Source organism: Gracilibacillus alcaliphilus (assembly GCF_016909015.1).
Lineage (GTDB): Bacteria > Bacillota > Bacilli > Bacillales > Amphibacillaceae > Gracilibacillus > Gracilibacillus alcaliphilus.
Map to the genome: position 1 here is coordinate 21,793 of NZ_JAFBFA010000039.1, position 21,467 is coordinate 43,259.

22 protein-coding genes, 1 riboswitch and 2 other annotated features are annotated in these 21,467 nt (G+C 41.5%); of the genes, 1 reads left to right on the forward strand and 21 read right to left on the reverse strand.

Annotated features, from left to right (window positions below; all coding sequences use genetic code 11):
• Window positions 1-315 precede the first annotated feature (315 nt).
• A complete protein-coding gene (locus JOD18_RS20585; protein ID WP_204671008.1) occupies window positions 316-915 on the forward strand; it encodes a YesL family protein in 600 nt (199 codons plus the stop codon).
• Window positions 916-1,242: 327 nt separating this feature from the next.
• On the opposite strand, the gene JOD18_RS20590 is transcribed toward JOD18_RS20585, so the two are convergent.
• The 21 genes from JOD18_RS20590 to JOD18_RS20685 form a co-directional block, all read right to left on the reverse strand.
• Entirely contained in the window at window positions 1,243-2,157 is a 915-nt protein-coding gene (locus JOD18_RS20590; protein WP_204671009.1) for a carbohydrate ABC transporter permease, read from the reverse strand.
• A 27-nt stretch (window positions 2,158-2,184) separates the two neighbouring features.
• Window positions 2,185-3,135: an ABC transporter permease gene (locus JOD18_RS20595; protein ID WP_204671010.1), complete on the reverse strand. Its 951-nt coding sequence runs from the start codon at window positions 3,133-3,135 to the stop codon at window positions 2,185-2,187.
• 68 nt (window positions 3,136-3,203) lie between these two features.
• Window positions 3,204-4,814, reverse strand: coding sequence for a type 2 periplasmic-binding domain-containing protein (locus JOD18_RS20600; protein WP_204671011.1), 1,611 nt, complete (start codon window positions 4,812-4,814; stop codon window positions 3,204-3,206).
• Between the two features lie 259 nt (window positions 4,815-5,073).
• Window positions 5,074-5,691, reverse strand: coding sequence for an NUDIX hydrolase (locus JOD18_RS20605; protein ID WP_204671013.1), 618 nt, complete (start codon window positions 5,689-5,691; stop codon window positions 5,074-5,076).
• Between the two features lie 117 nt (window positions 5,692-5,808).
• Window positions 5,809-6,588, reverse strand: coding sequence for a tryptophan synthase subunit alpha (gene trpA / locus JOD18_RS20610; protein WP_204671015.1), 780 nt, complete (start codon window positions 6,586-6,588; stop codon window positions 5,809-5,811).
• Window positions 6,581-7,783 (reverse strand): tryptophan synthase subunit beta, encoded by a 1,203-nt coding sequence (trpB, locus tag JOD18_RS20615; RefSeq protein ID WP_204671017.1) that lies wholly within the window; start codon window positions 7,781-7,783, stop codon window positions 6,581-6,583. The genes trpA and trpB overlap by 8 nt, the downstream gene beginning before the upstream one ends.
• Complete coding sequence (locus JOD18_RS24455; protein WP_239588270.1) at window positions 7,773-8,399, reverse strand: phosphoribosylanthranilate isomerase; 627 nt, start codon at window positions 8,397-8,399, stop codon at window positions 7,773-7,775. The genes trpB and JOD18_RS24455 overlap by 11 nt, the downstream gene beginning before the upstream one ends.
• A gap of 3 nt (window positions 8,400-8,402) precedes the next feature.
• On the reverse strand, window positions 8,403-9,182 hold the full coding sequence (trpC, locus tag JOD18_RS24460) for an indole-3-glycerol phosphate synthase TrpC (protein WP_239588271.1): 780 nt from the start codon (window positions 9,180-9,182) through the stop codon (window positions 8,403-8,405).
• A complete protein-coding gene (gene trpD / locus JOD18_RS20625) occupies window positions 9,179-10,210 on the reverse strand; it encodes an anthranilate phosphoribosyltransferase (protein WP_204671019.1) in 1,032 nt (343 codons plus the stop codon). Before trpD ends, trpC begins: the two co-directional genes overlap by 4 nt.
• On the reverse strand, window positions 10,207-10,794 hold the full coding sequence (locus JOD18_RS20630) for an anthranilate synthase component II (protein WP_204671021.1): 588 nt from the start codon (window positions 10,792-10,794) through the stop codon (window positions 10,207-10,209). The genes trpD and JOD18_RS20630 overlap by 4 nt, the downstream gene beginning before the upstream one ends.
• Entirely contained in the window at window positions 10,791-12,170 is a 1,380-nt protein-coding gene (gene trpE, locus JOD18_RS20635) for an anthranilate synthase component I (protein WP_204671023.1), read from the reverse strand. Before trpE ends, JOD18_RS20630 begins: the two co-directional genes overlap by 4 nt.
• Before the next feature lie 119 nt (window positions 12,171-12,289).
• Window positions 12,290-12,510 (reverse strand) — a binding site (T-box leader).
• Window positions 12,511-12,547: 37 nt separating this feature from the next.
• Window positions 12,548-12,786 (reverse strand) — a binding site (T-box leader).
• 99 nt (window positions 12,787-12,885) lie between these two features.
• On the reverse strand, window positions 12,886-13,320 hold the full coding sequence (gene fosB, locus JOD18_RS20640) for a metallothiol transferase FosB (RefSeq protein WP_239588272.1): 435 nt from the start codon (window positions 13,318-13,320) through the stop codon (window positions 12,886-12,888).
• A 263-nt stretch (window positions 13,321-13,583) separates the two neighbouring features.
• The gene (locus JOD18_RS20645; protein ID WP_420827816.1) at window positions 13,584-14,606 is read right to left on the reverse strand and encodes a ThiF family adenylyltransferase; all 1,023 of its coding nucleotides are present in this window, start codon (window positions 14,604-14,606) and stop codon (window positions 13,584-13,586) included.
• Window positions 14,596-15,366: a thiazole synthase gene (locus tag JOD18_RS20650; RefSeq protein ID WP_204671026.1), complete on the reverse strand. Its 771-nt coding sequence runs from the start codon at window positions 15,364-15,366 to the stop codon at window positions 14,596-14,598. Before JOD18_RS20650 ends, JOD18_RS20645 begins: the two co-directional genes overlap by 11 nt.
• A 4-nt stretch (window positions 15,367-15,370) precedes the next feature.
• A complete protein-coding gene (thiS, locus tag JOD18_RS20655) occupies window positions 15,371-15,574 on the reverse strand; it encodes a sulfur carrier protein ThiS (protein WP_204671027.1) in 204 nt (67 codons plus the stop codon).
• Window positions 15,571-16,710, reverse strand: coding sequence for a glycine oxidase ThiO (thiO, locus tag JOD18_RS20660; protein WP_204671028.1), 1,140 nt, complete (start codon window positions 16,708-16,710; stop codon window positions 15,571-15,573). The genes thiS and thiO overlap by 4 nt, the downstream gene beginning before the upstream one ends.
• 10 nt (window positions 16,711-16,720) lie before the next feature.
• Window positions 16,721-17,320 (reverse strand): thiamine phosphate synthase, encoded by a 600-nt coding sequence (locus tag JOD18_RS20665; RefSeq protein WP_204671029.1) that lies wholly within the window; start codon window positions 17,318-17,320, stop codon window positions 16,721-16,723.
• A gap of 95 nt (window positions 17,321-17,415) precedes the next feature.
• Window positions 17,416-17,512: riboswitch (TPP riboswitch) on the reverse strand.
• A gap of 59 nt (window positions 17,513-17,571) precedes the next feature.
• The gene (locus JOD18_RS20670) at window positions 17,572-18,120 is read right to left on the reverse strand and encodes a 3-dehydroquinate synthase II domain-containing protein (protein WP_204671030.1); all 549 of its coding nucleotides are present in this window, start codon (window positions 18,118-18,120) and stop codon (window positions 17,572-17,574) included.
• 280 nt (window positions 18,121-18,400) lie between these two features.
• On the reverse strand, window positions 18,401-18,955 hold the full coding sequence (locus tag JOD18_RS20675) for a TetR/AcrR family transcriptional regulator (protein WP_204671032.1): 555 nt from the start codon (window positions 18,953-18,955) through the stop codon (window positions 18,401-18,403).
• The gene (locus JOD18_RS20680; protein WP_204671034.1) at window positions 18,952-19,659 is read right to left on the reverse strand and encodes an MBL fold metallo-hydrolase; all 708 of its coding nucleotides are present in this window, start codon (window positions 19,657-19,659) and stop codon (window positions 18,952-18,954) included. The genes JOD18_RS20675 and JOD18_RS20680 overlap by 4 nt, the downstream gene beginning before the upstream one ends.
• Before the next feature lie 383 nt (window positions 19,660-20,042).
• The gene (locus tag JOD18_RS20685; RefSeq protein ID WP_204671036.1) at window positions 20,043-21,332 is read right to left on the reverse strand and encodes a Gfo/Idh/MocA family oxidoreductase; all 1,290 of its coding nucleotides are present in this window, start codon (window positions 21,330-21,332) and stop codon (window positions 20,043-20,045) included.
• Window positions 21,333-21,467 lie beyond the last annotated feature (135 nt).

Here is a 21,467-nt window from a genome sequence, read left to right on the forward strand (position 1 = left end):
CCTCTCTTTCATTTTTGAATTACAAGGATGGCAGATAGAAGCAGCTTTCATTTTCGATTCACTACCTCAAATATTCTACTCTGCCAACATGATACAGTTCTTTTCTAGCTTACCACATATAAGTACAAGATTGATTATAGCATCACACTTATTAATAAAAACAATTGTGATACCCCTTATTTTGATAGAAATCATACGTATATGTGTGGTACAATTGAAGTGAGATAATAGCTATCTCATATAACAAATCGATAAGGAAGTAATCATAATACTCAGACCCACCTCAACAGGAACGGGATCGGCAGGAGGATACAAATGAATAGAGGGGTTACTACATATATATCAATAGGCGAATGGCTGTTTAAGATCATCCTATTAAATATTTATTGGTTTGTATTTAGTTTGGCTGGGTTGTTCTTGTTTGGCCTATTCCCTGCAACTGCTGCCCTTTTTGCTACGATTCGGCAGGAGCTAAAATCAGAAACAGATGTGAAACTCTTCCAAACTTATTGGCACTCTTACAAGCAAGAGTTCCTCAAGGCTAATCTTTTAGGTTATTTAATCGGTGGAAGTGCTGGCTTGCTGCTGATTAATTTACAAATACTTGGACAATTAGAAGGTTCATTTATCCATTCTTTATTTATGATTATGACTTATATATTATTGGCCGTTATTGCATTAATTTCTGTTTACATTCTTCCTATCTATGTACACTATCAATTCTCACTCATAGGTTATATAAAGTACTCCGCTGTCATGGTGCTAGGGAAACCACTGCAAACCATTTTACTTTTGTTATTGATCGCAGCAACATGCTACTTTTACTACTCGTTCCCTGGTTTTATACCTGTGATCGGCACAAGCCTGCTTGCTTACATTATCATGCGAACAGCTTATCGCTCCTTTGCAGATTAAGACAGGTTTTGTGTGTTAGCCGATTCCGTGTGGTGTATGTTCAACGTTCACACCTTTAGCGAAGGCCGATCGTTTCGACTCCGGAGGGATTCGCATGATCTGAAGATCCACTTTTGTCAAGTGCTCTTCTTGGCAAAAGTTAGCTGAAGAGCATGCCCCTCGGAAAGCGAAACGGTCAGCCGCAGCGGTGCCTTGCTCTCGATATCTGCCAGACGTTGAAATAATTGCTGTTCTCTCTGTTAAGAAGTCGATCTACTTGTGTTAGTATACAGGCAGAATAAAACTGCTGCATAATTAATTATTTAATTGTGCAGCAGCTTTGTTTTTTCATCCTTTTACTGATCCAATTAAAACACCTTTCTCAAAGTACTTTTGGATAAAAGGATATAAAACTAGCACTGGTAGAGAAGAAACAATGATTACCCCATATTTTACTTGATCGGCATAGCGCTGGGCATAACCGCCGCCGGTTCCTCCACTTCCAGCACCTTCAGCAAATACTTGATTGGATAATAAAATATCACGCAAAACAATCTGCAAGGGCTGGAGGTTATAATCTCGAATGTAGATTAAACCAGTAAAAAAGTTATTCCAATGTCCGACTAAATAATAAAGACCGATAACCGCTGTTACTGCCTTAGAAAGTGGGAGCACAATGGTTGAAAAGAACTTGAAATGGGAACAACCATCCATTGTCGCTGCTTCAAACATTTCATGAGGAATATTATTCTCAAAAAAGGTTCTCGTAATAATAAGATTAAAGACATTAACAGTCAATGGATTAAAGATAAATACCCACGGTGTATCCACCAAACTTAGATCACGCATTAACATGTACGTCGGGATTAAACCACCGTTAAAAAACATGGTGAAGATAAAGAAAAACATCAGAAAACGTCTGGCTCTGAATTCCTGCCGTGATAATACATAGGCTGCCGGCAAGGTAAATAATAAATTGATGAAGGTACCAAACAATGCGTAAAACAACGTATTCCGATAACCAATCCATACACGTGTATCAGCGAATATTTGCTCATAGCCAAATAAACTAAAGCCTTTTGGCAGAAACAGTACCTGTCCTGTCGAAACAAACGTTGGATCACTGATCGATGCAATCACAATGAAAAAGATCGGATAAGCCACTACAAAGAATATGAACAAACAAAAGAAAATAATAAATGTATCAAACAATAGATCTTTCGGTTTTTTTGCTTTGATTTTGTCAATGGATATGGAAGCCATCTTGTTTCTCCTTCCTTGTCACGTCAATTACCACAAGCTGATTCGGGCTACACGTTTGGCAATCGTGTTTACAATAACCAACATGGTAAAGTTAATTAACGTATTAAAGAGCCCAATTGCCGCTGCATAACTAAATTGATTGGATACAATCCCCGTCTTATACACATAGGTTTCAATCACTTCCGAAATGGGCAGATTAAGCGAGTTTTGCATCAGGAATATCTTCTCAAACCCTGTACTAATCACACTTCCCATATTCAAAATCAACAAAATAATGATTGTTGGGATAATCGCTGGGATCTCGATATTGCGAATAATCTGCCATTTATTAGCACCGTCAATCTTGGCTGCATCGTATAACTGTGGATCAACGGAAGCAAGGGCAGCCAAGTAAATAATACTGTTCCAGCCGACATGCTGCCATACATCAGAGAGCACATAAATGGGCACAAAGGCTGTTACAGAAGCTAACAGGTTCCCTTCCACCCCTAGCTTGGCAAGTAATAACCCTAGCACACCAGTATTCGGTGACAGCATCACATTAAGCAAGCCAACTAACACCACAATCGAAATAAAGTGAGGCAAATAGACCGTTGTCTGCAGTATTCGCTTGCCTCGTTTCCAGCGGATTTGATTCACCAATAATGCTAAGGCAATCGGCGCCGGAAAACCTACCACAATCGTCGTGATACTAATTAACAAGGTATTTCTAATCAAGTCCCAAAATAGATGACTATTAAAAAACTGTTCAAAATATTTTAAACCTGCCCATTCCCCGCCAGTCAGTCCCGCTGTAAAGTCATATTCGCGAAAGGCCAGTTGGATCCCATACATGGGAACGTAATTAAAGATGATGACACAGATGATCGCCGGAAAAATCATTAACCAAAGTTGGTAGTCTCTTCTAAAGGTACTCAGCACGGTTTCTCTTTTGGATCTTGAGGCTGTTTTTGTTTTCGATACTTGGGTAAAGGCCATCGTATAGTACGCTCCTTTTTAGCAAAAGTAGGCCTATCGCCAAGCACACTTGGCGACAGCCGAAAAAATTACTCGCTTATTTGTTGGATATAATCATCATAGTAAGTTTGAATGATCTCTATATTGGACGGTAAACCGATCTGTTCAACCTGCTGAACATAACTATCCCACTCTTCTTCGATACCGCCACTGGTCACCCATTCACCAAATTTAGCAATCGCTATATTCATAAAATCGGTATTAACCAAGGTCATTTGATTCTGATCTTCTTGTGAATATTTCAGCATCATGCCTGGGAAGACATCGTTTTCTTGATCTAAATTCTCAAATACTTGTTTAAATGGTTCCTGCTGTGCCTCCACATCCTGCATATCGACTGGAAGTTCTACATCTATTTCATCCGAGATAAACATGGGACCATTATCTGCCCATGAAGATGTCCATTTCCATGTTCCCGGATCCATTTCTTCATCTTCAGGCGGCAAAATTTTATAAGATTGATCCCCTGTCTTTTCAATATTCGGACCGATTGAACCAAACAATACTTGTAAACTTACTTCTGGATCATACAGTTCATTAATAAAGCGCATCGCAGCTTCTTTATCACTGGCCTGTGAGGATATTTGGGCAAAGTTGACCCCATAATTCAACTGGTTATAATCATATGTCCAAGATACCTCATCATCAGAATCTGCTGATTGCTGCATCGGGGCAAATGTTTGATACTGGTCAGCAATATTCAGGCCAAATCGGTCTGTTTTTTCCCAGCCAAAGGTATAACCAATCTTGGCTACATCTCCCTCTCCTCTTGCCACTGCTTGGTATTGTGAATAATCCTGAGTAAATGCCTCGTCATTGATCAAGCCATTCGCATACAGCTTATTCATGAAAATAACAAATTCCTTATAGCGCTCATCAATAAAGAAGTTCTTTACTTCTCCATCCTCAAGGAAATAGCCTTGACCTCCGCCGCCAACAATCGTCATGCCTGTGCTTCCCAACAGTACTGTTGGCTGGAAGAATCCAAATCCGCCTTCGCCAATCGGAGCAAAATCCATCGGGATCTCATCATTTGGATCTCCGTTTCCATTGGCATCCTCTTCTTTAAACGCCATCAAAACATCGAATAATTCGTCCCAATTGGTTGGGACCTCCAATCCTAAGTTATCTAACCAATCTTGATTAATAAATTGCATCGTTGCTGTTTCCGGCCAAAACCTTTGATATTTTGATAAACCGTAGATCGCACCGTCTGGGTAGGTAGACAAAACTTCTGTCAAAGGCTGTTCTTCAAACATAGCTTGAATATTTGGTCCATGTTCCTCAATTAATGGGCTTAAATCCTCAAATACCCCTGTGAATTGTGCGAAATCAGCATCTGATATGGCACCAGGGCCGATGATAATATCTGGGATATCGCCGCCTGCCAACATCGCCCCTTTCTTCTGATCCCAATCAGCAGAGACCTCTTCCCATTGAATTTCTACACCTGCACGTTCCTCCGCTTCTGCCAGCCATTCCATCTCTGCCACTTCTTTGGTCAATGCGTGCTTCAGAATCAATCCGGTCAAAATCGTCTTGCCATCCTCTGTCTCTTGCGGCTCTGTAGCAGAATTATTACTACACGCGACAATGGTTACTAAAGATATGATCATTAATAGACATAGTATCCTTTTCATTGCTTTGCTTCACTTCCCCTTTTTAAGAATTTGCGCACTTATGCTGCCTATTGTTATCGCTTTCAAATTAAATTACATCTAAACATTTATTTTTTGTACGTACAAGTATAAAAATGCTTATTCATATTATGCGTGCAAATTCTTCGAGTTGGAAGTCAATTTTTTTGGAATTGATATCTTTTTTATCGATTTCACCAAAAATAAACCGTTGCACATACGTACAACGGCTTTATCTTTAGATGGGGCTATAAAAATGCCATTAATCTAACAAACTATCTTGATTCTCTTTAGCTAATAACTCAAATATCTCTTCTATTAATTCCTCTGTATTTCGCGTAGGGGACAGCGGGGGAAGTTTATCTCTTTCAAAAAAGCCAATCTCCTCTGTCTCCATAAAATCCATCGTGTCTTTTCCTGTTATTTCACATAGAATAATCACCACATACACATGGACAGATGTTGGAGGATATTGATGTAATTGTGTATCAATGACTCCTAATAATCGGACAGCCTCAGCAATAAAACCCGATTCTTCCTTTATTTCTTTCACTATCACTTCCTGAGCTGACAGCCCTATATCCGTCCAGCCACCTGGAAGCGACCAGCGGCCGTCTGCCTTTTCTTTTACTAACAACAGTTTATTCTCTTGTAAAACCACGCCGCGCACTGCCAGCTTTGGTGTGATAACTCCTGTTTCGCTTTCAAACAGATCATTCCACTTAGCAGTATCGATATCGTAGTATGAATCTGCTATCTGCTCACTTAAAGCACCAAGCTCCTCAAATCGCTGGATATCAAACTTGTCCTTAGAGTAGGTGGTACCTGCTTGACTGATTGCCTGCAATTCTTTGGCCCATGCTTTCCATTTCGATTCCATCTCCCTCACCCTTTATATTGATTTTTCAGCCGATTTTATTGAAATCCTACATCTAATTTATACTAAAAAAAGAAAAGCCATTGCATTACAAACACAATAGCTTCTCTTTCCCCTTGTTTACTTACTCTTTGCCGCTGCAATCAGCTCTCGAATTGCCTCGCGTTCGCCTTTATGCAAGGCGTCGACAATTTTACTGCCGACAACCACACCATCACAATGTGTTGTGAGCGATTTGACATGGTCTGGTGTCGATACACCGAATCCAGCTAATACTGGTGCATTACTCTGTTTGCGTAATTTCTCCAAATGCTCACCAAGATTCTCTTGGAAGGAACTGCGTACACCGGTTGTGCCAGTTACTGTTACGGCATAAAGGAACCCTTCGGTGCGCCGGCCGATTTCTGCTAACCGCTCTTCCGTACTGGTTAATGCAGCTAGACGAATCAAGGCGATATCATAGCTTTGCAAGGCCGGAACAATCAAACCTTCCTCTTCCAAAGGTAAATCAGGAATAATTAGTCCGTCGACTCCAGAATCGGCACAAGCCTCAGCAAATGCTTCGATTCCATAGGTATGAATTGGATTTATATAGGTCATTAGGACAATCGGCATTTGACGTGTTGCTTTTGTTTCGGTTAGTTTCTCTAATACGGCTCGTAAAGACACACCTTGCTCTAAGGCTCGTAATCCTGCCGCTTGAATGGTCGGACCGTCAGCAACTGGATCAGAAAAAGCAATTCCTAATTCAACCGCTGTTGCACCAGCTTCTTCTAAAAAAGCTAACTGTTCATTTAATTGATCTAAACCGCCATCGCCAGCCATAATATACGGTACAAACGCCTTGTCCCCTTGATCTAATACGGCTGCAAATGCTTTTTCTAACTTATGTTTACCCATTTGCTTCACCACCTAATGCATCTCTTACTGTTTCCACATCTTTATCACCGCGCCCGGATAAACAAATCACCATGATTTCATCCTCGGACATCTCTTTTGCCAATTTAGTCGCATAAGCGATCGCATGAGAGCTTTCCAACGCTGGAATAATTCCCTCTGCTTTGGACAAGAATTGCAGACCTTCTAGTGCCTCCTGATCGGTGATATCGACATAGTTCACCCGGCCTTGATCGCGTAAATAGCTATGTTCCGGTCCGACACCGGGATAATCTAATCCTGCTGAAATAGAGTGAGCTTCTTGAATTTGCCCATTCTCATCTTGAAGCAGATACGTCATCGTACCATGCAGAATACCTTTTTTGCCATAACTTAATGTCACAGCGTGTTTGTTGGTATCCACGCCTTCTCCGCCTGCTTCTACACCATACATGCTGACAGTTTCATCCTCTACAAATGGATAGAACATACCCATTGAATTACTGCCGCCGCCAATACAGGCCACCACAGCATCTGGCAAACGCCCTTCCTTTTCCTGAAGCTGCTGCTTCGTTTCTTCACCAATCATGCTCTGGAAGTCGCGGACAATCTGTGGGAATGGATGTGGTCCTACTACAGATCCGATAATATAGTGGGTATCATCCACATGGCTGACCCAGTAACGCAAAGCCTCATTCACTGCATCCTTTAATGTCCCGCTGCCTTGATCCACACTCTCTACACGTGCACCTAACAGTTCCATCCGGAAGACATTCAATTTCTGACGGCGGACATCTTCTTTCCCCATAAAAATCACACACTCTAAGCCAAGCAGAGCACAAACAGTGGCCGTCGCTACACCATGCTGTCCTGCACCTGTTTCTGCTACCACCTTCTTTTTGCCCATGCGCAAGGTTAATAAGGCCTGACCTAATGCATTGTTAATCTTATGTGCCCCAGTATGGTTCAGATCTTCCCGCTTTAGATAGATCTTTGGACCGCCTAGTTGTTTTGAAAACCGCTCTGCATAATATAATGGCGTCTCACGACCGACATACTCCTTGAGATAATATTGGAATTCCTCGTTAAATGCTGGATCATTCTTTGCTTCGTTATAGGCCTTTTCTAGCTCCAATACAGCTGGCATCAATGTCTCTGGTACAAATCTACCCCCGTATTCACCATAATGGCCTGTTTCATTTGGTACATTATAGACCATGATTGTCATCACCTTTCTTTGCTGCTTGTATAAATGCCTTTATCTTGGCAAAGTCTTTCACGCCGTCGGTTTCAACACCGCTGGATACATCCACACCAGCCGGGCGCACTTCTTGAATCGCCTCAGCTACATTATGAGCGTCTAAGCCGCCCGCCAATAGAATTCGTTTGTCTAAAAAATCATAAGCGGTTGTCAATGACCAGTCAAAGGCTTTACCGCTTCCGCCCCGATATTGGTCAGCAGGACTGTCTAATAAATAATAGCCACAATCATAATCCGCTAATCGTTCTAAATCTTCCTGATTATGAACTTCAAAGGCCTTAATAATAGGTAATTTCAACGCCTGACAATATGCTGGTGTTTCGTCACCATGCAGCTGGATATAATCTAAACCAACTGCTTCTGCTATTTCATGAACAGTATCGATCTCTTCGTTAACAAAAACACCGACCTTTTTTACCTGTTCCGGAATAGCGGCTGCAAGTGCAGCGGCTTCTTCCTTTGTTACTTGTCGCTTACTTTTGGCAAAAACAAAGCCAATAAAATCAGCACCAGCTGCTACAGCAGTCCGAATTGCTTTTGGATCTCGAAGTCCACATATCTTTACTTGGGTCATTGCTTATTCTCCTAACGGTATCTGTAATGCTTGGAACGTTTCCTGTAAATCACCAGATCGCATCATCGTTTCTCCAACCAGAATGCCTCGTGCCCCTGCTTTTTTCGCTCTCTCCACATCTGCCGCTGTCTTCATCCCGCTCTCACTAATCAATAGTGTCTTTTCGGTATCAATCTGAGCTGCTAACTGCTCGGTGATAGCAAGATCGACATCAAATGTCTTTAAATTACGGTTATTCACACCAATAATTTGGGCACCAATTCGTTTGGCTGTTTGCAATTCTTCCTCATTATGCACCTCAAACAAAATCTCCAGCCCCTTCTGGTCAGCATAACGATATAAAGCTGCTAAACGTTCTTCCGGCAAGGCAGCCCCAATCAGTAAGATCAAGTTTGCCCCGGCATCATAGGCACGGTCAATTTGAATGTCATCGATAATAAAATCTTTATTTAATACCGGCACCTCTACTGCTTCGCGTACCTCCTGCATATCCTGAATCGTTCCTTGGAAAAACGGTGTATCGGTTAAAACAGAAATGGCTCCTGCACCGCACGCTTCATATAAACGACCTTGTTCACTTGGCACTATCCCGTCATTGATTAACCCTTTTGACGGTGAAGCCCGCTTTATCTCCGCAATAATACTCATTTTATCTGCCTTCATAAACGTATCATATAAGGAAACATCAACTCGTTTGCCTTGAATCGAACCAGGCTGATAATGCTGCTTTAATTCAGCTACCTCTTTTTCCTTTTCTGCTAAAATTTTATCTAAAATTGTCATACTACACCTCTTGTTTTTACTCGGTTACTAATCGTAATAAGATTCTCCAATTTCGCCAGCGCTGCACCAGAATCAATCGATTCACGTGCCATATTTATCCCTTGCTGAATGGTTTCTGCTTTTCCATTGGCAAAGATTCCTAAGCCTGCATTCAATAAAACGGTATCACGATGCGGTCCTTTTACACCTTCTAATACTTGACGCAGTATCAATGCATTCTCTTTGGCATCGCCACCTTTGATCAAATCATTAGGAATGACTGGTAAGTCTATTTCTTCTGGATTTAACGTGAATCTTGTTATTTCTCCTTGATTTAATAATACCAGATGATTTTCTCCAGCTAAAGAGGCTTCATCCATATGGCCCGCTCCATTAATAACCAAGGCACGCTGGCGGCCTAATTTGTGCAATACATTTGCCATCGTTTCTAACGACTCCCGATGATAAGTTCCCATTAATTGGGAAGTTAATTTAACAGGATTGGTCAATGGACCGATGACATTAAAAATGGTCGGAATACCTAATGCCCGTCTCACTGTCATCGCCCGTTTCATTGCCGGATGTACATTTGGTGCAAATAAGAAGGCAATGCCATTCTCTTTTAAAATTTCATATGTCTCTGGGCGCGTAAATTCTAATGGAACACCAAGGTATTCTAGGACATCTGCACTCCCTGTCTTACTGGAGATACTGCGATTCCCATGCTTTGCTACCGTAATTCCGGCACCGGCAATGACAAAGGCTGACGTTGTACTTACATTAAAACTTTGCGAGCCGTCTCCCCCTGTTCCACAGTTATCCATCGCATCGGTCAATTCATCCGGCAAAGCAAGCGGCGAAATTTCTAATAATACATTGACAAGTCCTGTTATTTCATCTGATGTCTCCCCTTTTGCCTTTAGTGCCGTCAAAAATGCTCCAATTGCAATATCACTCGTGTCCTCTGAAAAAATAAGTCTTGATGCCTCTTCCATTTCTGTTAAGGATAAGTCCTCTTTATTTAATACTTTCTGTAAATACTTTTTCATGCCTTTTGCTCCTTTCTAATCGCTTCAAAGAAATTATTCAATATTTGCTTGCCTTTACCTGTACCGATCGATTCTGGGTGGAACTGCAAGCCGTATACCGGTAAATACGTATGTTTGACTGCCATAATCTCATCGTCGTCCATTGCTGTTGCTGTCACTACTAATTCATTAGGCAGTGAAGCTTTATCAATTACTAATGAATGATAGCGCATGACCTCTAACGGCTGTTCCAGATAACTGAAGATTTCATCATTTTGGTGGCGTATCATCGATGTCTTGCCATGCTTAATCTGTCCTGCATGTATAATGTCTGCCCCATAGGCTGCACCGATGGCCTGATGTCCCAGGCAGATACCTAAGATTGGGAACTTATTCGCTAACTGCTTGACAACATCGATACAAATACCCGCTTGTTCTGGTGTTCCCGGTCCCGGTGAAAGAATAATCGCCTCAGGATTCATCTCGGTGATATCTTCCAGTGTCAATTTGTCATTGCGGATAACTTCTACCTCTTTACCCAGCTCTGTCATATATTGAAATAAGTTATACGTAAAGGAATCATAATTATCGATTAATAAAATCATTTGCTGCTAACCTCCAATAACGATTTGGCTTTATTCAGGGTCTCTTGATATTCTGACTCTGGATTAGAATCATAGACAATACCGGCACCTGCTTGAACATAGGCATGTTCTCCCTTGATAACCATAGTGCGGATCGCTAAAGCTAGGTCTAGATCACCGTTCATATTGATATAACCGACGGCACCTGCATACGTGCCTCGTTTCTTCTGTTCTAACTCATTAATGATCTGCATAGCACGTATCTTGGGTGCTCCAGATACCGTGCCTGCCGGCAAGGCAGAAATTAATGCGTCTAAGCCGGTATAAGCAGCCGTTAATTCACCATGTACTTCAGAGACAATGTGCATAACATGTTGATAACGTTCAATCGTCATATATTTCGGAATTGTAATTGATCCAGTCTCACAAACCCTGCCTAAATCGTTACGGCTTAAGTCAACTAACATCTTATGCTCTGCCAGCTCTTTCTCATCTGCTAACAGCTCGGCAGCTAGTTGCTTATCTTCTTGCTCTGTCTTACCTCGAGGCCTTGTGCCGGCAATCGGGTTGGTCACCACATGGCTGCCTGTCGTTTTGATTAGACTCTCTGGTGAAGCACCTAAAACAATATAATCATCAAAGTCGATAAAATACATATATGGTGACGGATTAGCCACCCTTAACTTGCGGTAAAATACAAATGGATCGGCCTCAAATGTTGCCTTCATCCGCTGAGATAACACGACTTGAAAAATATCACCATCGACAATATGTTGTTTGGCCTCTTCTACCATTTGCAGGAATTCTTGTTTAGGAATAGACGGTGCAAAGCTGACTGCTAATTCTTTATCAGGAGAAAAACTCTCTGGTGTAAGAATCTGTTCCTGCAGCTGATGGAGCTGTTCTGTTAATAGAGCCTCATTCCTTGTGCCATCTAAATCAACCGTCATAATGGTAATCAATTGCTTCATATGATCAAATACAATCACATCTTGATAGAACATCATGTGGACATCCGGCATATCAATTTCGTCCTCTAACATTTCGCCAATATATTCATATTGTCGAATGGCATCATAACCGATAAAACCAATTGCTCCGCCATAGAAGGCAAATGGCAGCGGGATATCCTCATTTGGGATATGTGCCTTGACTACCTCCAGCGGCTTCTCTTGCAGATGCTCTTCTGTAGCCTTTGTATGATCCACTACAACAGTATCCACCCCTGTTCCAATTACTTCTTTATATGGATTTAATCCGATAAAGGAGAAGCGTCCTTTTTCACTGTGATTGCCGGAAGACTCCAGCAAGAATTTCTTTTTTCCTTGGATGCGATTAAATACCGAGATCGGTGTAATGGTGTCACCATTTAATGAAGAACTTTTATAATTAACCATTTTCTACAACTCCTTTATCTTCTTCTAATAGAGATTGTTCAAATTTATCGATCTTTTTGATACGCACTATAGTTACTTAAAAATAAAAAACCGTCCTTATATATACTGCTATCAATATACATAAGGACGGTTTCTGACCGTGGTGCCACCTCTATTGAAGACAGATTGAATACTGTCTTCCACTCATTATCTCTTAACGGAGATCAGCCGTTGCCTTGTACTCCTATTTCCAAGGCTCTCTCAAAGGTCCATTCCAGATTGCATGTATACCGGGTTTCCAGCAGCTCCGGCTCTCTATCATACAGTGGGAATCTGTACTCTTCCTTCTCATTGATTTTATAATATAGTTTTTATATACAAAAAGGGTCTCCACATCCGCAAAGGACGAGGAAACCCGTGGTACCACCTTTATTAGCTGCATCAGCAGCTCACTCATCATGCCATATCAGCATGTGCCCAATTGTAACGAGTGGGATTCTCGCCAAAGCCTACTAGTCTATCGTTCGGTTTGGAGGCTCAGAAGTCCATTCACTTATCTCATACACTGATTCACACCGGCCATCAGCTCTCTTGTTGTATGAAAGATTAAGTTACTACTCTTCATCCACGCCAGAATATTTTGTATTTATACTATGCACTACTTTTTTTTATTTGTCAACTATTTTATTTAATTTTCAGAAAACTCCAGCTAAAGCAAGACTATGATCGGCGGGAGTTACTGAGGATCAGCACAATTAAAAAATTCCATATGCTGCTTCTCCTGTTTGTAGTAATCAATTCGATCCTTTAATGTACCTGTATGCAATTCTAAAAGATGACCATCTGGATCCGTAAAATAGATCGATTGTTTATCTCTTGGATCACGCGTCCTTCCTTTTAACACATGCACATTCAGTTGTTGAAATTTCTTTCGGTAGTTAGCTATTTCAGCTTCGCTAACAGTAAATGCAATATGTGTATAAGTGGCCGGATTCTGCTGTCTAGGTATATTTTTTTCCTCATTTAGAGCTAGCCAAAGACCAGCCAAATCTAAATACGCCATGTTTCTTCCCTTTACCAGCAGAGTTGCGTCTAATGCTTGTTGATAAAAGGCAATCGATGTCTCAAGATTCGAGACAGAAAAAGTAAGATGATTAATACCTTGTATCAATGTTTGCGCTCCTTTCATGATTGATAACCATAATCAGAAGTTTTATTATTTACTCAACTTTTGCACACATAAACAAACACATACATCTTGCTATCATTCCGTAAACCTATGCTTTCTTATCGCCCCTGTCTTATTATTATTTTGACTGAATTAAGTATGCGAAAATTCACTCCTGCCTAATCCTTCGATTTTTCGACGTACAGGACGTACTAGTGCAAGCGTGGCGATTGTCGTCGCGACGTTTGCCTGCCATCGGGAAGGCGTCAGCTGAGATAACGATAGTAGATATTTTTTGCCTCCATTTGATCCATTGTTCCATGGATCAAGGCTCTCCCATCTTGAAAAAGAACAATCCGAAAGGAATCCACTTCAAAGGAGAGCAGGTACGGATTCCGAACTAGCTGTATCTGCTTATTCTTCTGCAGTTCTCGGGCAACTTCCGCCAATTCAACCTGCTTGCTCTGAGGACGAAGCTGAACGGTATCCCTGCCGCATAACACGGTTGTTTTCATCCGAGCATCATAAGCCAAATTGGGGTAGCTTCTCGCTTCGGAACATGATGGACAATCCGGGTTTCGCAAGGTTGCGACATCGACCTCCGTATGCTGATTTTTCCATAGATCAAAGGCGGTCAGCTTGCCTGACAGATTCGCCTCATTACCAGTTAACAATTTCAATGCTTCTGTTACTTGATGGGAGGTGACTTTCTGTACCACGGGCTGAATCACACCAACACTGTCACATGTGGCACCCTGCTGGGGGATGTAGTCCTGTAAACATTGTAAACACGGAGTTTGGTCAGGGATCACGGTAAAGGTGATCCCATAACTGGCTACACATGCTCCATAAATCCATGGTTTGCGATATTTTTGTGCAAGGTCATTCAACAAAAGCCTTGTTTCAAAGTTATCGGTGGCATCGATAATCAAATCTACTTGCGATACAAGCTGACTTAAGTTATCTGCCTCAGCGTCCCCTACAATGGCCTCAATCTCAATCAAGCTATTCACTGCAGCAAGTCGCTGTTTGGCCGCAACAGCCTTTGGCAGCTTATTTTTCATATCCAGCTCACTAAATAACTGCTGTCGTTGTAAATTGCTCTCTTCCACATAATCACGGTCTATCAATGTTAACTTACCAACACCGGCACGAGCTAACGCTTCGGCACTGCTTGAGCCTAATGCACCTACTCCCACAATCAATACATGACTCTGGCTTAACTTTTCTTGTCCCGCTTCTCCAATTGGTGCGAACAACACTTGACGATGGTAACGATTAGCTGCCAATACTGATCCCTTCTTCCGGACTGCTTGCTGTTGCATATCTCTTCTTGTCTATTCTGCCGGCCTTATATCCAAGCCGTCCTGCTTGAACTGCATATTTCATTGCTTCTGCCATTTGCACTGGTTTTTTTGCACTTGAAACGGCTGTATTTAGCAGAACTCCATCTGCTCCCAGCTCCATAGCATAGGCCGCATCAGCCGGTGAACCAACACCAGCGTCTACGATAACCGGTACATTCGCCTGTTCGATAATAAAAGAGAGATGCAGCGGATTAATAATTCCCTGTCCGCTGCCGATTGGAGAGGCACCAGGCATAATCGCATGAGCACCTGCTTCCTCTAGTTTTCTTGCCAGTACGATATCATCTGATGTATAAGGAAGAACAGTAAATCCCTCTGCTACTAGCTCTTTCGTTGCCTTTAATGTTTCGATAGGATCAGGCAGCAGTGTCTTGTTACAGCCGATCACCTCTACTTTGATCATATCACATCGGCCTGAAGCAGCTGCTAATTTAGCAATTCTTACTGCCTCTTTGGCATCTTTCGCACCCGCCGTATTTGGCAGAAATGCATATTTATTTCCATCAATTTTTTCTAAAAAATTAGGCAGGGTTGGATCATAAATATTCATCCTCCTCACAGCAAAGGTAAGTACCTCTGTTCCCGATTTCTCTACCGCTTGCTTCTGTATATCAAAATCGGGATATTTACCCGTTCCCAAAAATAAACGAGAACTGAATTGATAACTGCCAACTTTAAGCATATGTTTAACCTCCTCCAACAAAATGAACAATCTCAATCTTGTCTCCTTCTGTTAATACGGATTGTTCATGTGCTTCTTTTTGTAATATTTGTTGATTATGTTCGACAATCAGCGGTTTATCTGCCACGCCTAAATAATCGAGTAAATCCTTGATATGCTTGATATCTTCACTTACTGCTAATCCATCTCCGTTTACGATTATCTTCATCGCCATTCACCTGCCTTTTCCAGTTTATGACTCACTTGTCGATCCAACTTAAAATTCTCTTCATACAGCGGATCTACAGGCTTATTTTCGATAATATCTGCCATATAGTGCCCCGTAATTGGTGATAACAATATCCCATTGCGATAATGACCTTTGGCGGTGTATAACCCTGAAACACCTGGTACCTGCCCTAGATACGGGTTGCCGTCATCAGTAGCCGGCCGGACACCTGCCCAATAACAGTCCAGCTTAGCAGCAGACAATTGCGGCATCATTTGTTGGGCATGTGTCAACAAATGATGGATCCCAGCTGCACTAACACGCTTATTGGTCTGCCCTGGTATCGACGTTGCCCCGACAATTACCTTCCGCCCATGTTTGGGCACAAGATAACAGCCAGCCATTGAAATAGTTGATTGAAACAACGGCTGCTCCAATTCCAAAGCCAGACACTCTCCCTTAACCGGCCGTGTCGTATAATGGGGAGCTAACAGTTCATCGCCAAAGGCACCTGTTGTTATAATTACTTGATCGGCATAATAGACCGCTTGCGCTGTTTGAACACCGCGGACTGTCTTCCTTTCGACCAGCAAATTGTTCACTCTTTCCTGTTCATGTAATACAGCTCCACGATGAATCGCAGCCAAGGAAAAGGCCTTAGTAATATGACGAGCTGAAACCTGACCATCGTCTGGCAGAAACAGAGCAGCAATCACATCCTTTGATAAACCTGGCTCCTTTTTTCTCGCTTCTTCTGCTGACAATAAATACGCTGGATTTGCCATTGCCTGCTGAAACATTGCCATTAGTTCCAATTGCTGATATTGCTGCTGATCATAGGCCAGCTTTAACATCCCTTTATGGATATACTGAATATCAATACCTGCCTCTGCCTGCAATTCCTCAGACAAGTTTTGAAATAAAGCTCTGCTTTCTTGTGCTAAGCGAAACAGAGGGCTATCCTCTGTAAATTCGGCTTGAGCACCTAACATCCCGGCCGCTGCACTTGAGGCCTCACTGCCAATTTGATTCGCCTCTACTACCAGTACTTGGTAACCCCTTTTGGCTAATTGATAGGCAATCGAACAACCAATAACTCCACCGCCAACAATAATTTGATCGAATCTTTTGTTCACCTGCAACCTCCTATTTATTCAACACCATTCGGTAAGCCTTAACTACTTGCTTCGGATCGCTCGCCTGCCAAATACCTGAAATCACCGCTATTCCTTCTGCACCTGCCATGATCACCTGTTTGGCAAGTTGGGGAGTTATTCCTCCAATTGCATAGACTGGAATCGAGAGACTAGCTGTCACTGCCTTCAAGTCGCTTACACCCTTTGGCTGCTGATTCGGCTTGGACTGACTGGGATAAATATGCCCATACAGTAAAAAGTCAGCTTGGTCTTGCTGCGCTTGCCGTGCTTCTGCTAAGGAATGGACAGACCTTCCTATCTTTAATGTCGGAAAGGTGTTCCTTACAGCCTTTACCGGGAGACTATGATAGGCTAACTGGACTCCTCCACACTGTTTAACCACAGCTACATCGACACGGTCATTGAGGATAACTTTCTTCATTGGGAGTTTAATTTTTTCTAATTCTGACAAAATGGCTAGCAACTCTTGCGCTGTCTTCGCCTTTTCTCGTATATGAACATAATCAATCTCATGGTGAATCTGCTGTAGTATTTGTAAATGCCTTCTAGAGAAACAGCCATCACTAATCAGGTGTAATGATTTCCCCATCTGCATGCTCCTTTCTCCTGGTTGGAAGGAAGAATGAAAAACCGCTTACCCAATAAGGATAAGCGGCCATCATGATATATAAACTTATATATAGTATCATTTTCCTGCCACTTCCCTACGCTAGTGCTAACCAGATCAGGTTCAAAGGGTCCGAAATTATCGTCTCAGCCAAAGGCTCCCCTAGTGTTGATTATTCAATTTTCGATTGACATATTTAGGATAACATAAAACGTTTTCTTCTGTCTAGAGCATTACAGTTCTGTGATCTCTTCTTCTATTTTTTCTCCCAGATGTCTGCCAGGCTGGTCAATCCTCACCATGATAAGATCCCCTTCTTTTAACGAACTCACCTGTTTTTCCTGATCATCTGGAGCTAAAAGATGGACACTGTCTGCATCCTGCAATGTCGCCGAAATCTCCGTCTCATCAACTTTGGCAACTATTCGGATAAAGGGGCGTTTTTCGATTTTTACACGACCAACTGCTATTGTGCGTGTTTCACCCTTGTGATTGATAACATGAATAGTATCTCCTGGCTTTACTTCTGCTAAATAGTTTGTTTGTTGTCCATCTTTTACTAGATAATGGTGAATAGCTCCACAATTGACTCGGAACGGTCTTGCTGGATAGGTATCTGTTGTTCGATTCTCTGCCAACACTACCATATAGCCATGTCCTGTATTGCCGATCAACACTCCCTCAGTTGGAGTGAGGCGATCCACAAAATCCAGACAGACCCTTGCCCCTTCTCCAATTCGCTCCATGTTGATAACCTCTGCTTCTTTCAGGATATTTTGCATATTTCGACCCCTATTCTACATTTTTTTGCAATTTACACAAAATTTATATAGTTTTTCTCTAAATTATCATATACAATATATTTTGGATTGACAAATGGGAGGAAAATCAATGAGAAAATTATTAATCTTTGTATTTCTTCTATTAATCACTGGCTTCAGCATGCTCGGTTTCTCAAGAGAGAGCCATTCCATAAATAATGACATCATTGAAATGGAGCAAGATCAATAGAAAAAATAGCGGCAAAAAGGTTGTGATGGCAGATAGAATCATAACCTTTTTTTATGCTTTTAATTGATTCAGCAATAGCTCGATCCCAAATAAAAAGCTGGTCTCGATATCTTGTTCCAATCCAAAGGAATGTTGCACTTCTAATAGGGTAAAGCCATGCAGATAACTTCTTAGAGTCCGAATAAAATAGATTCTTTCATCCTTTGACAAGTTAAACCGTTCCACTATCTTCTCCAGCAAGTGAACCGTTTGATAGGATATTTCTTTTGTTTGACTGCTCTTCCAAAAAGAAATCCTCTGTGTCAGCTCATATTGACCGGGAAACTGTTTGGCAAACTCCCGATACTCCTTTGCTATTGCCATCAAGGCCTCCTTTTTCTCCAAACCGACTGTAGCTAATAATAAATGTTGATAAAGGTTCCTGATACTCTCGTAAGCCATCCAATCTAATAAATCCTCCAAATTCTTGACATGGTTATAAAGAGAAGGAGGCTTAATTCCTAGATTAGCGGAAACAGCTTTGATCGTAACCGCCTCGATACCTTGCGTATCAAGGATCTCCTTTGTCACGTCGATAATAGCTTGTCTAGTTATTTTCGCTTTCATGATGATTTCCTGCTTTCTGCTTTTTGAATCGCCTGTTGCATGGCTTGTTGCGGCTCCTGTCGCATATTTCCATGCCCCACTGCCAATAACTTGGGTTGAAACGCTGTTAATCGTTTGGCACTATTCAGTGCCTTGTCTTCATCCCAAGTTGCAAATTTCGGAAATGGGAACAGAAGGTTTAATGTACCGGAAACAGCTAAACCACCGCGGATTTGAAAGGCATCGCCCACGATTAATAGCTGATGGTTGGGCTCATAAAATGATATCGAACCAGGTGTATGACCAGGGCTTTCGACCACACTTATCCCTTCGATTTGCTCCTTATCTTCCATGGTAAAATCAAACGGGATTTGTGTGTTTGGGAAACCGCCCTTTATTTTCTTTTGACTTTCACCCTTTTTTAATTCAAAGTCACCTGTTAACAAAAGAGAATCACGTTTGGAAATACCAATGGAGACATCCGGAAACAGCTGCCGGAAATGCGGGACACCATTTACATGATCTGCATGGGCATGTGTTAACAACAAATGACTTACCTTTTTTCCTGTTTGTTCACTGATCTTTTTCACCTGATCTGCAAATGGGCGGACACCCATATCAATAACCAACAGTTTTTGTTCCTGCTCTATGACAAAACAGTTAATCGGGAACATCGTAGGTAAATAAGTGATTTGATAAAGATTCTTATATTTACTTATTTTCATCTTTAACACTCCTTTAACTAATCATATTAGTATTTTAACTAATGTTATTAGTTATTGTCAAATTACTATCCTTATTCTCAATTTATGATCTGATAGTTCCCTTTTATCTAATAAACAGAAGATAATGATTTTCTACAGACTTAGAATTGATCCATTTGATATCTGTTAGATTTGTTTTTATGGACTGAAGAACTTGCTTTCTCGTGTTTCTGTCCATAAAGACTGAGGAGCATATTCCTTGTTCCCTGTGTCCACACAATTTGGTCTTGCAATTTGCCCCCTCTTTAAGAGGCTAAAACCACCAACGCTTCATAGACTCACAAGCTGCTAATCTAAACCAACTAGAAAAACTGGACCTGCAACCAGATCCAGTTTTTTCCTATTTAACGCTTTAAATCTACTAAACTATCTACCTTAACAGCTTGCCCTGTTGCTAGGGATTGGTTGCCTGCTATTCCGGTTAAGATCGAGACAGCACCATCAATATGGGAAGCTGCCCGATGAAACGTATCTTCTTTTGGTTCACCAAATAAGTCATTCAGTAATTCTGGGTCACCACCGCCATGGCCGCCTTCTTTCTCTTCGACTTCTACTTCATATGATTCACCAAACATCGGGATCACACGAAGTGATTTCTGTTCCAACTTGCCTTCGTCACTCTTTTTCCCGCCAGAATTAATATAGGATTGCTCGCGAACTGATACTTCTATCCGGCCTTTTGTGCCATTAAAGGCGATTTGGAATCCTTCCCAGGGAAGATAGGCATTTAAGGAATAAGTCAAGATTGCCTTATTTTTATAGGTGACATTGACACCTAGAGTGTCTTCAATATTAATACCATCACCAAAAACACTTTGATCACGGTGATAGCCGTCTTCATGCTCTGCGTCTAGATACATCCCTTTTAGATGTGGATTGCTTTCCATATCAATGGCAAAAGGGTCATCCTTGGCAAGCTCGCTTCCATAAGCCCTTTCGTAAAAGGAAGTAACACCTCGCTCTTCGGCATTCTCTTTTCCATAAAAACGAAGACCACCAGTTGCATATACAGTATCAGGCTCTGTACCTAACCAAAAGTTCACTAAATCAAAGTGGTGGGTTGATTTATGTACAAGTAAACCACCACTGTTGCGCTTATCTCGATGCCATCTACGGAAATAATCTGCCCCATGCTGTGTATCCAATGCCCACTCAAAATGAACAGAATTAACCTGCCCAATCACACCATCACGAATCAATTCACGAATTTTTGTATTGTGTGGGGCATAACGATAATTAAACGTTACCCGCACTTGCTGACCTGTACGTTCTACAGCATCAATAATGGCTTGAGTCTTCTCTGCATCCACCGTCATCGGCTTCTCTGTAATTACATCACAACCCAGTTCCATGGCCCGGATAATATAACGGTGATGGGTTCGATCGACAGAAGTAACGATAACAAAGTCTGGTTGTTCTGCCTTGATCATTTCGTCAAACTGGCTAGCCAGGTATGTGCGAATCGCAGGGACACCATACGATTCCTCTAACAATTTGTTCGCATAATCCAAGCGTGTCTGGTTCACATCACAAAATGCCACAAGCTCACAAGTATCCTGAAAATCTCTTACCATAGATCCATAGAAAAACTCTGCACGACCACCTGTACCAATAAGTACATATTTTTTCTTCACTATTCCCTACACCTCTCTAAAAATGTAATCGCTTTAATAACAACGTTGTTAAAATTGTAAAATATATTCGCAAAAATAGCAACTTAATTTAACTATTTTTTTAGACTTTGATATAACTCTTTTTTCACAAGCCCA

Bases quoted from the DNA above. Each gene is read 5' to 3' on its own strand.
- JOD18_RS20665 (WP_204671029.1), bottom strand. From the start codon at position 17,320: ATGGGGAAATCATTACACCTGATTAGTGATGGCTGTTTCTCTAGAAGG.
- JOD18_RS20650 (WP_204671026.1), bottom strand. From the start codon at position 15,366: ATGCTTAAAGTTGGCAGTTATCAATTCAGTTCTCGTTTATTTTTGGGA.
- JOD18_RS20595 (WP_204671010.1), bottom strand. From the start codon at position 3,135: ATGGCCTTTACCCAAGTATCGAAAACAAAAACAGCCTCAAGATCCAAA.
- trpE (WP_204671023.1), bottom strand. From the start codon at position 12,170: ATGGTTAATTATAAAAGTTCTTCATTAAATGGTGACACCATTACACCG.
- JOD18_RS20585 (WP_204671008.1), top strand. From the start codon at position 316: ATGAATAGAGGGGTTACTACATATATATCAATAGGCGAATGGCTGTTT.
- thiS (WP_204671027.1), bottom strand. From the start codon at position 15,574: ATGAAGATAATCGTAAACGGAGATGGATTAGCAGTAAGTGAAGATATC.
- JOD18_RS20605 (WP_204671013.1), bottom strand. From the start codon at position 5,691: ATGGAATCGAAATGGAAAGCATGGGCCAAAGAATTGCAGGCAATCAGT.
- trpC (WP_239588271.1), bottom strand. From the start codon at position 9,182: ATGACAATTTTAGATAAAATTTTAGCAGAAAAGGAAAAAGAGGTAGCT.
- JOD18_RS24455 (WP_239588270.1), bottom strand. From the start codon at position 8,399: ATGACCCAAGTAAAGATATGTGGACTTCGAGATCCAAAAGCAATTCGG.
- JOD18_RS20680 (WP_204671034.1), bottom strand. From the start codon at position 19,659: ATGAAAATAAGTAAATATAAGAATCTTTATCAAATCACTTATTTACCT.
- trpA (WP_204671015.1), bottom strand. From the start codon at position 6,588: ATGGGTAAACATAAGTTAGAAAAAGCATTTGCAGCCGTATTAGATCAA.
- trpB (WP_204671017.1), bottom strand. From the start codon at position 7,783: ATGGTCTATAATGTACCAAATGAAACAGGCCATTATGGTGAATACGGG.
- JOD18_RS20590 (WP_204671009.1), bottom strand. From the start codon at position 2,157: ATGGCTTCCATATCCATTGACAAAATCAAAGCAAAAAAACCGAAAGAT.
- JOD18_RS20600 (WP_204671011.1), bottom strand. From the start codon at position 4,814: ATGAAAAGGATACTATGTCTATTAATGATCATATCTTTAGTAACCATT.
- JOD18_RS20630 (WP_204671021.1), bottom strand. From the start codon at position 10,794: ATGATTTTATTAATCGATAATTATGATTCCTTTACGTATAACTTATTT.
- JOD18_RS20675 (WP_204671032.1), bottom strand. From the start codon at position 18,955: ATGAAAGCGAAAATAACTAGACAAGCTATTATCGACGTGACAAAGGAG.
- trpD (WP_204671019.1), bottom strand. From the start codon at position 10,210: ATGAAAAAGTATTTACAGAAAGTATTAAATAAAGAGGACTTATCCTTA.
- JOD18_RS20670 (WP_204671030.1), bottom strand. From the start codon at position 18,120: ATGCAAAATATCCTGAAAGAAGCAGAGGTTATCAACATGGAGCGAATT.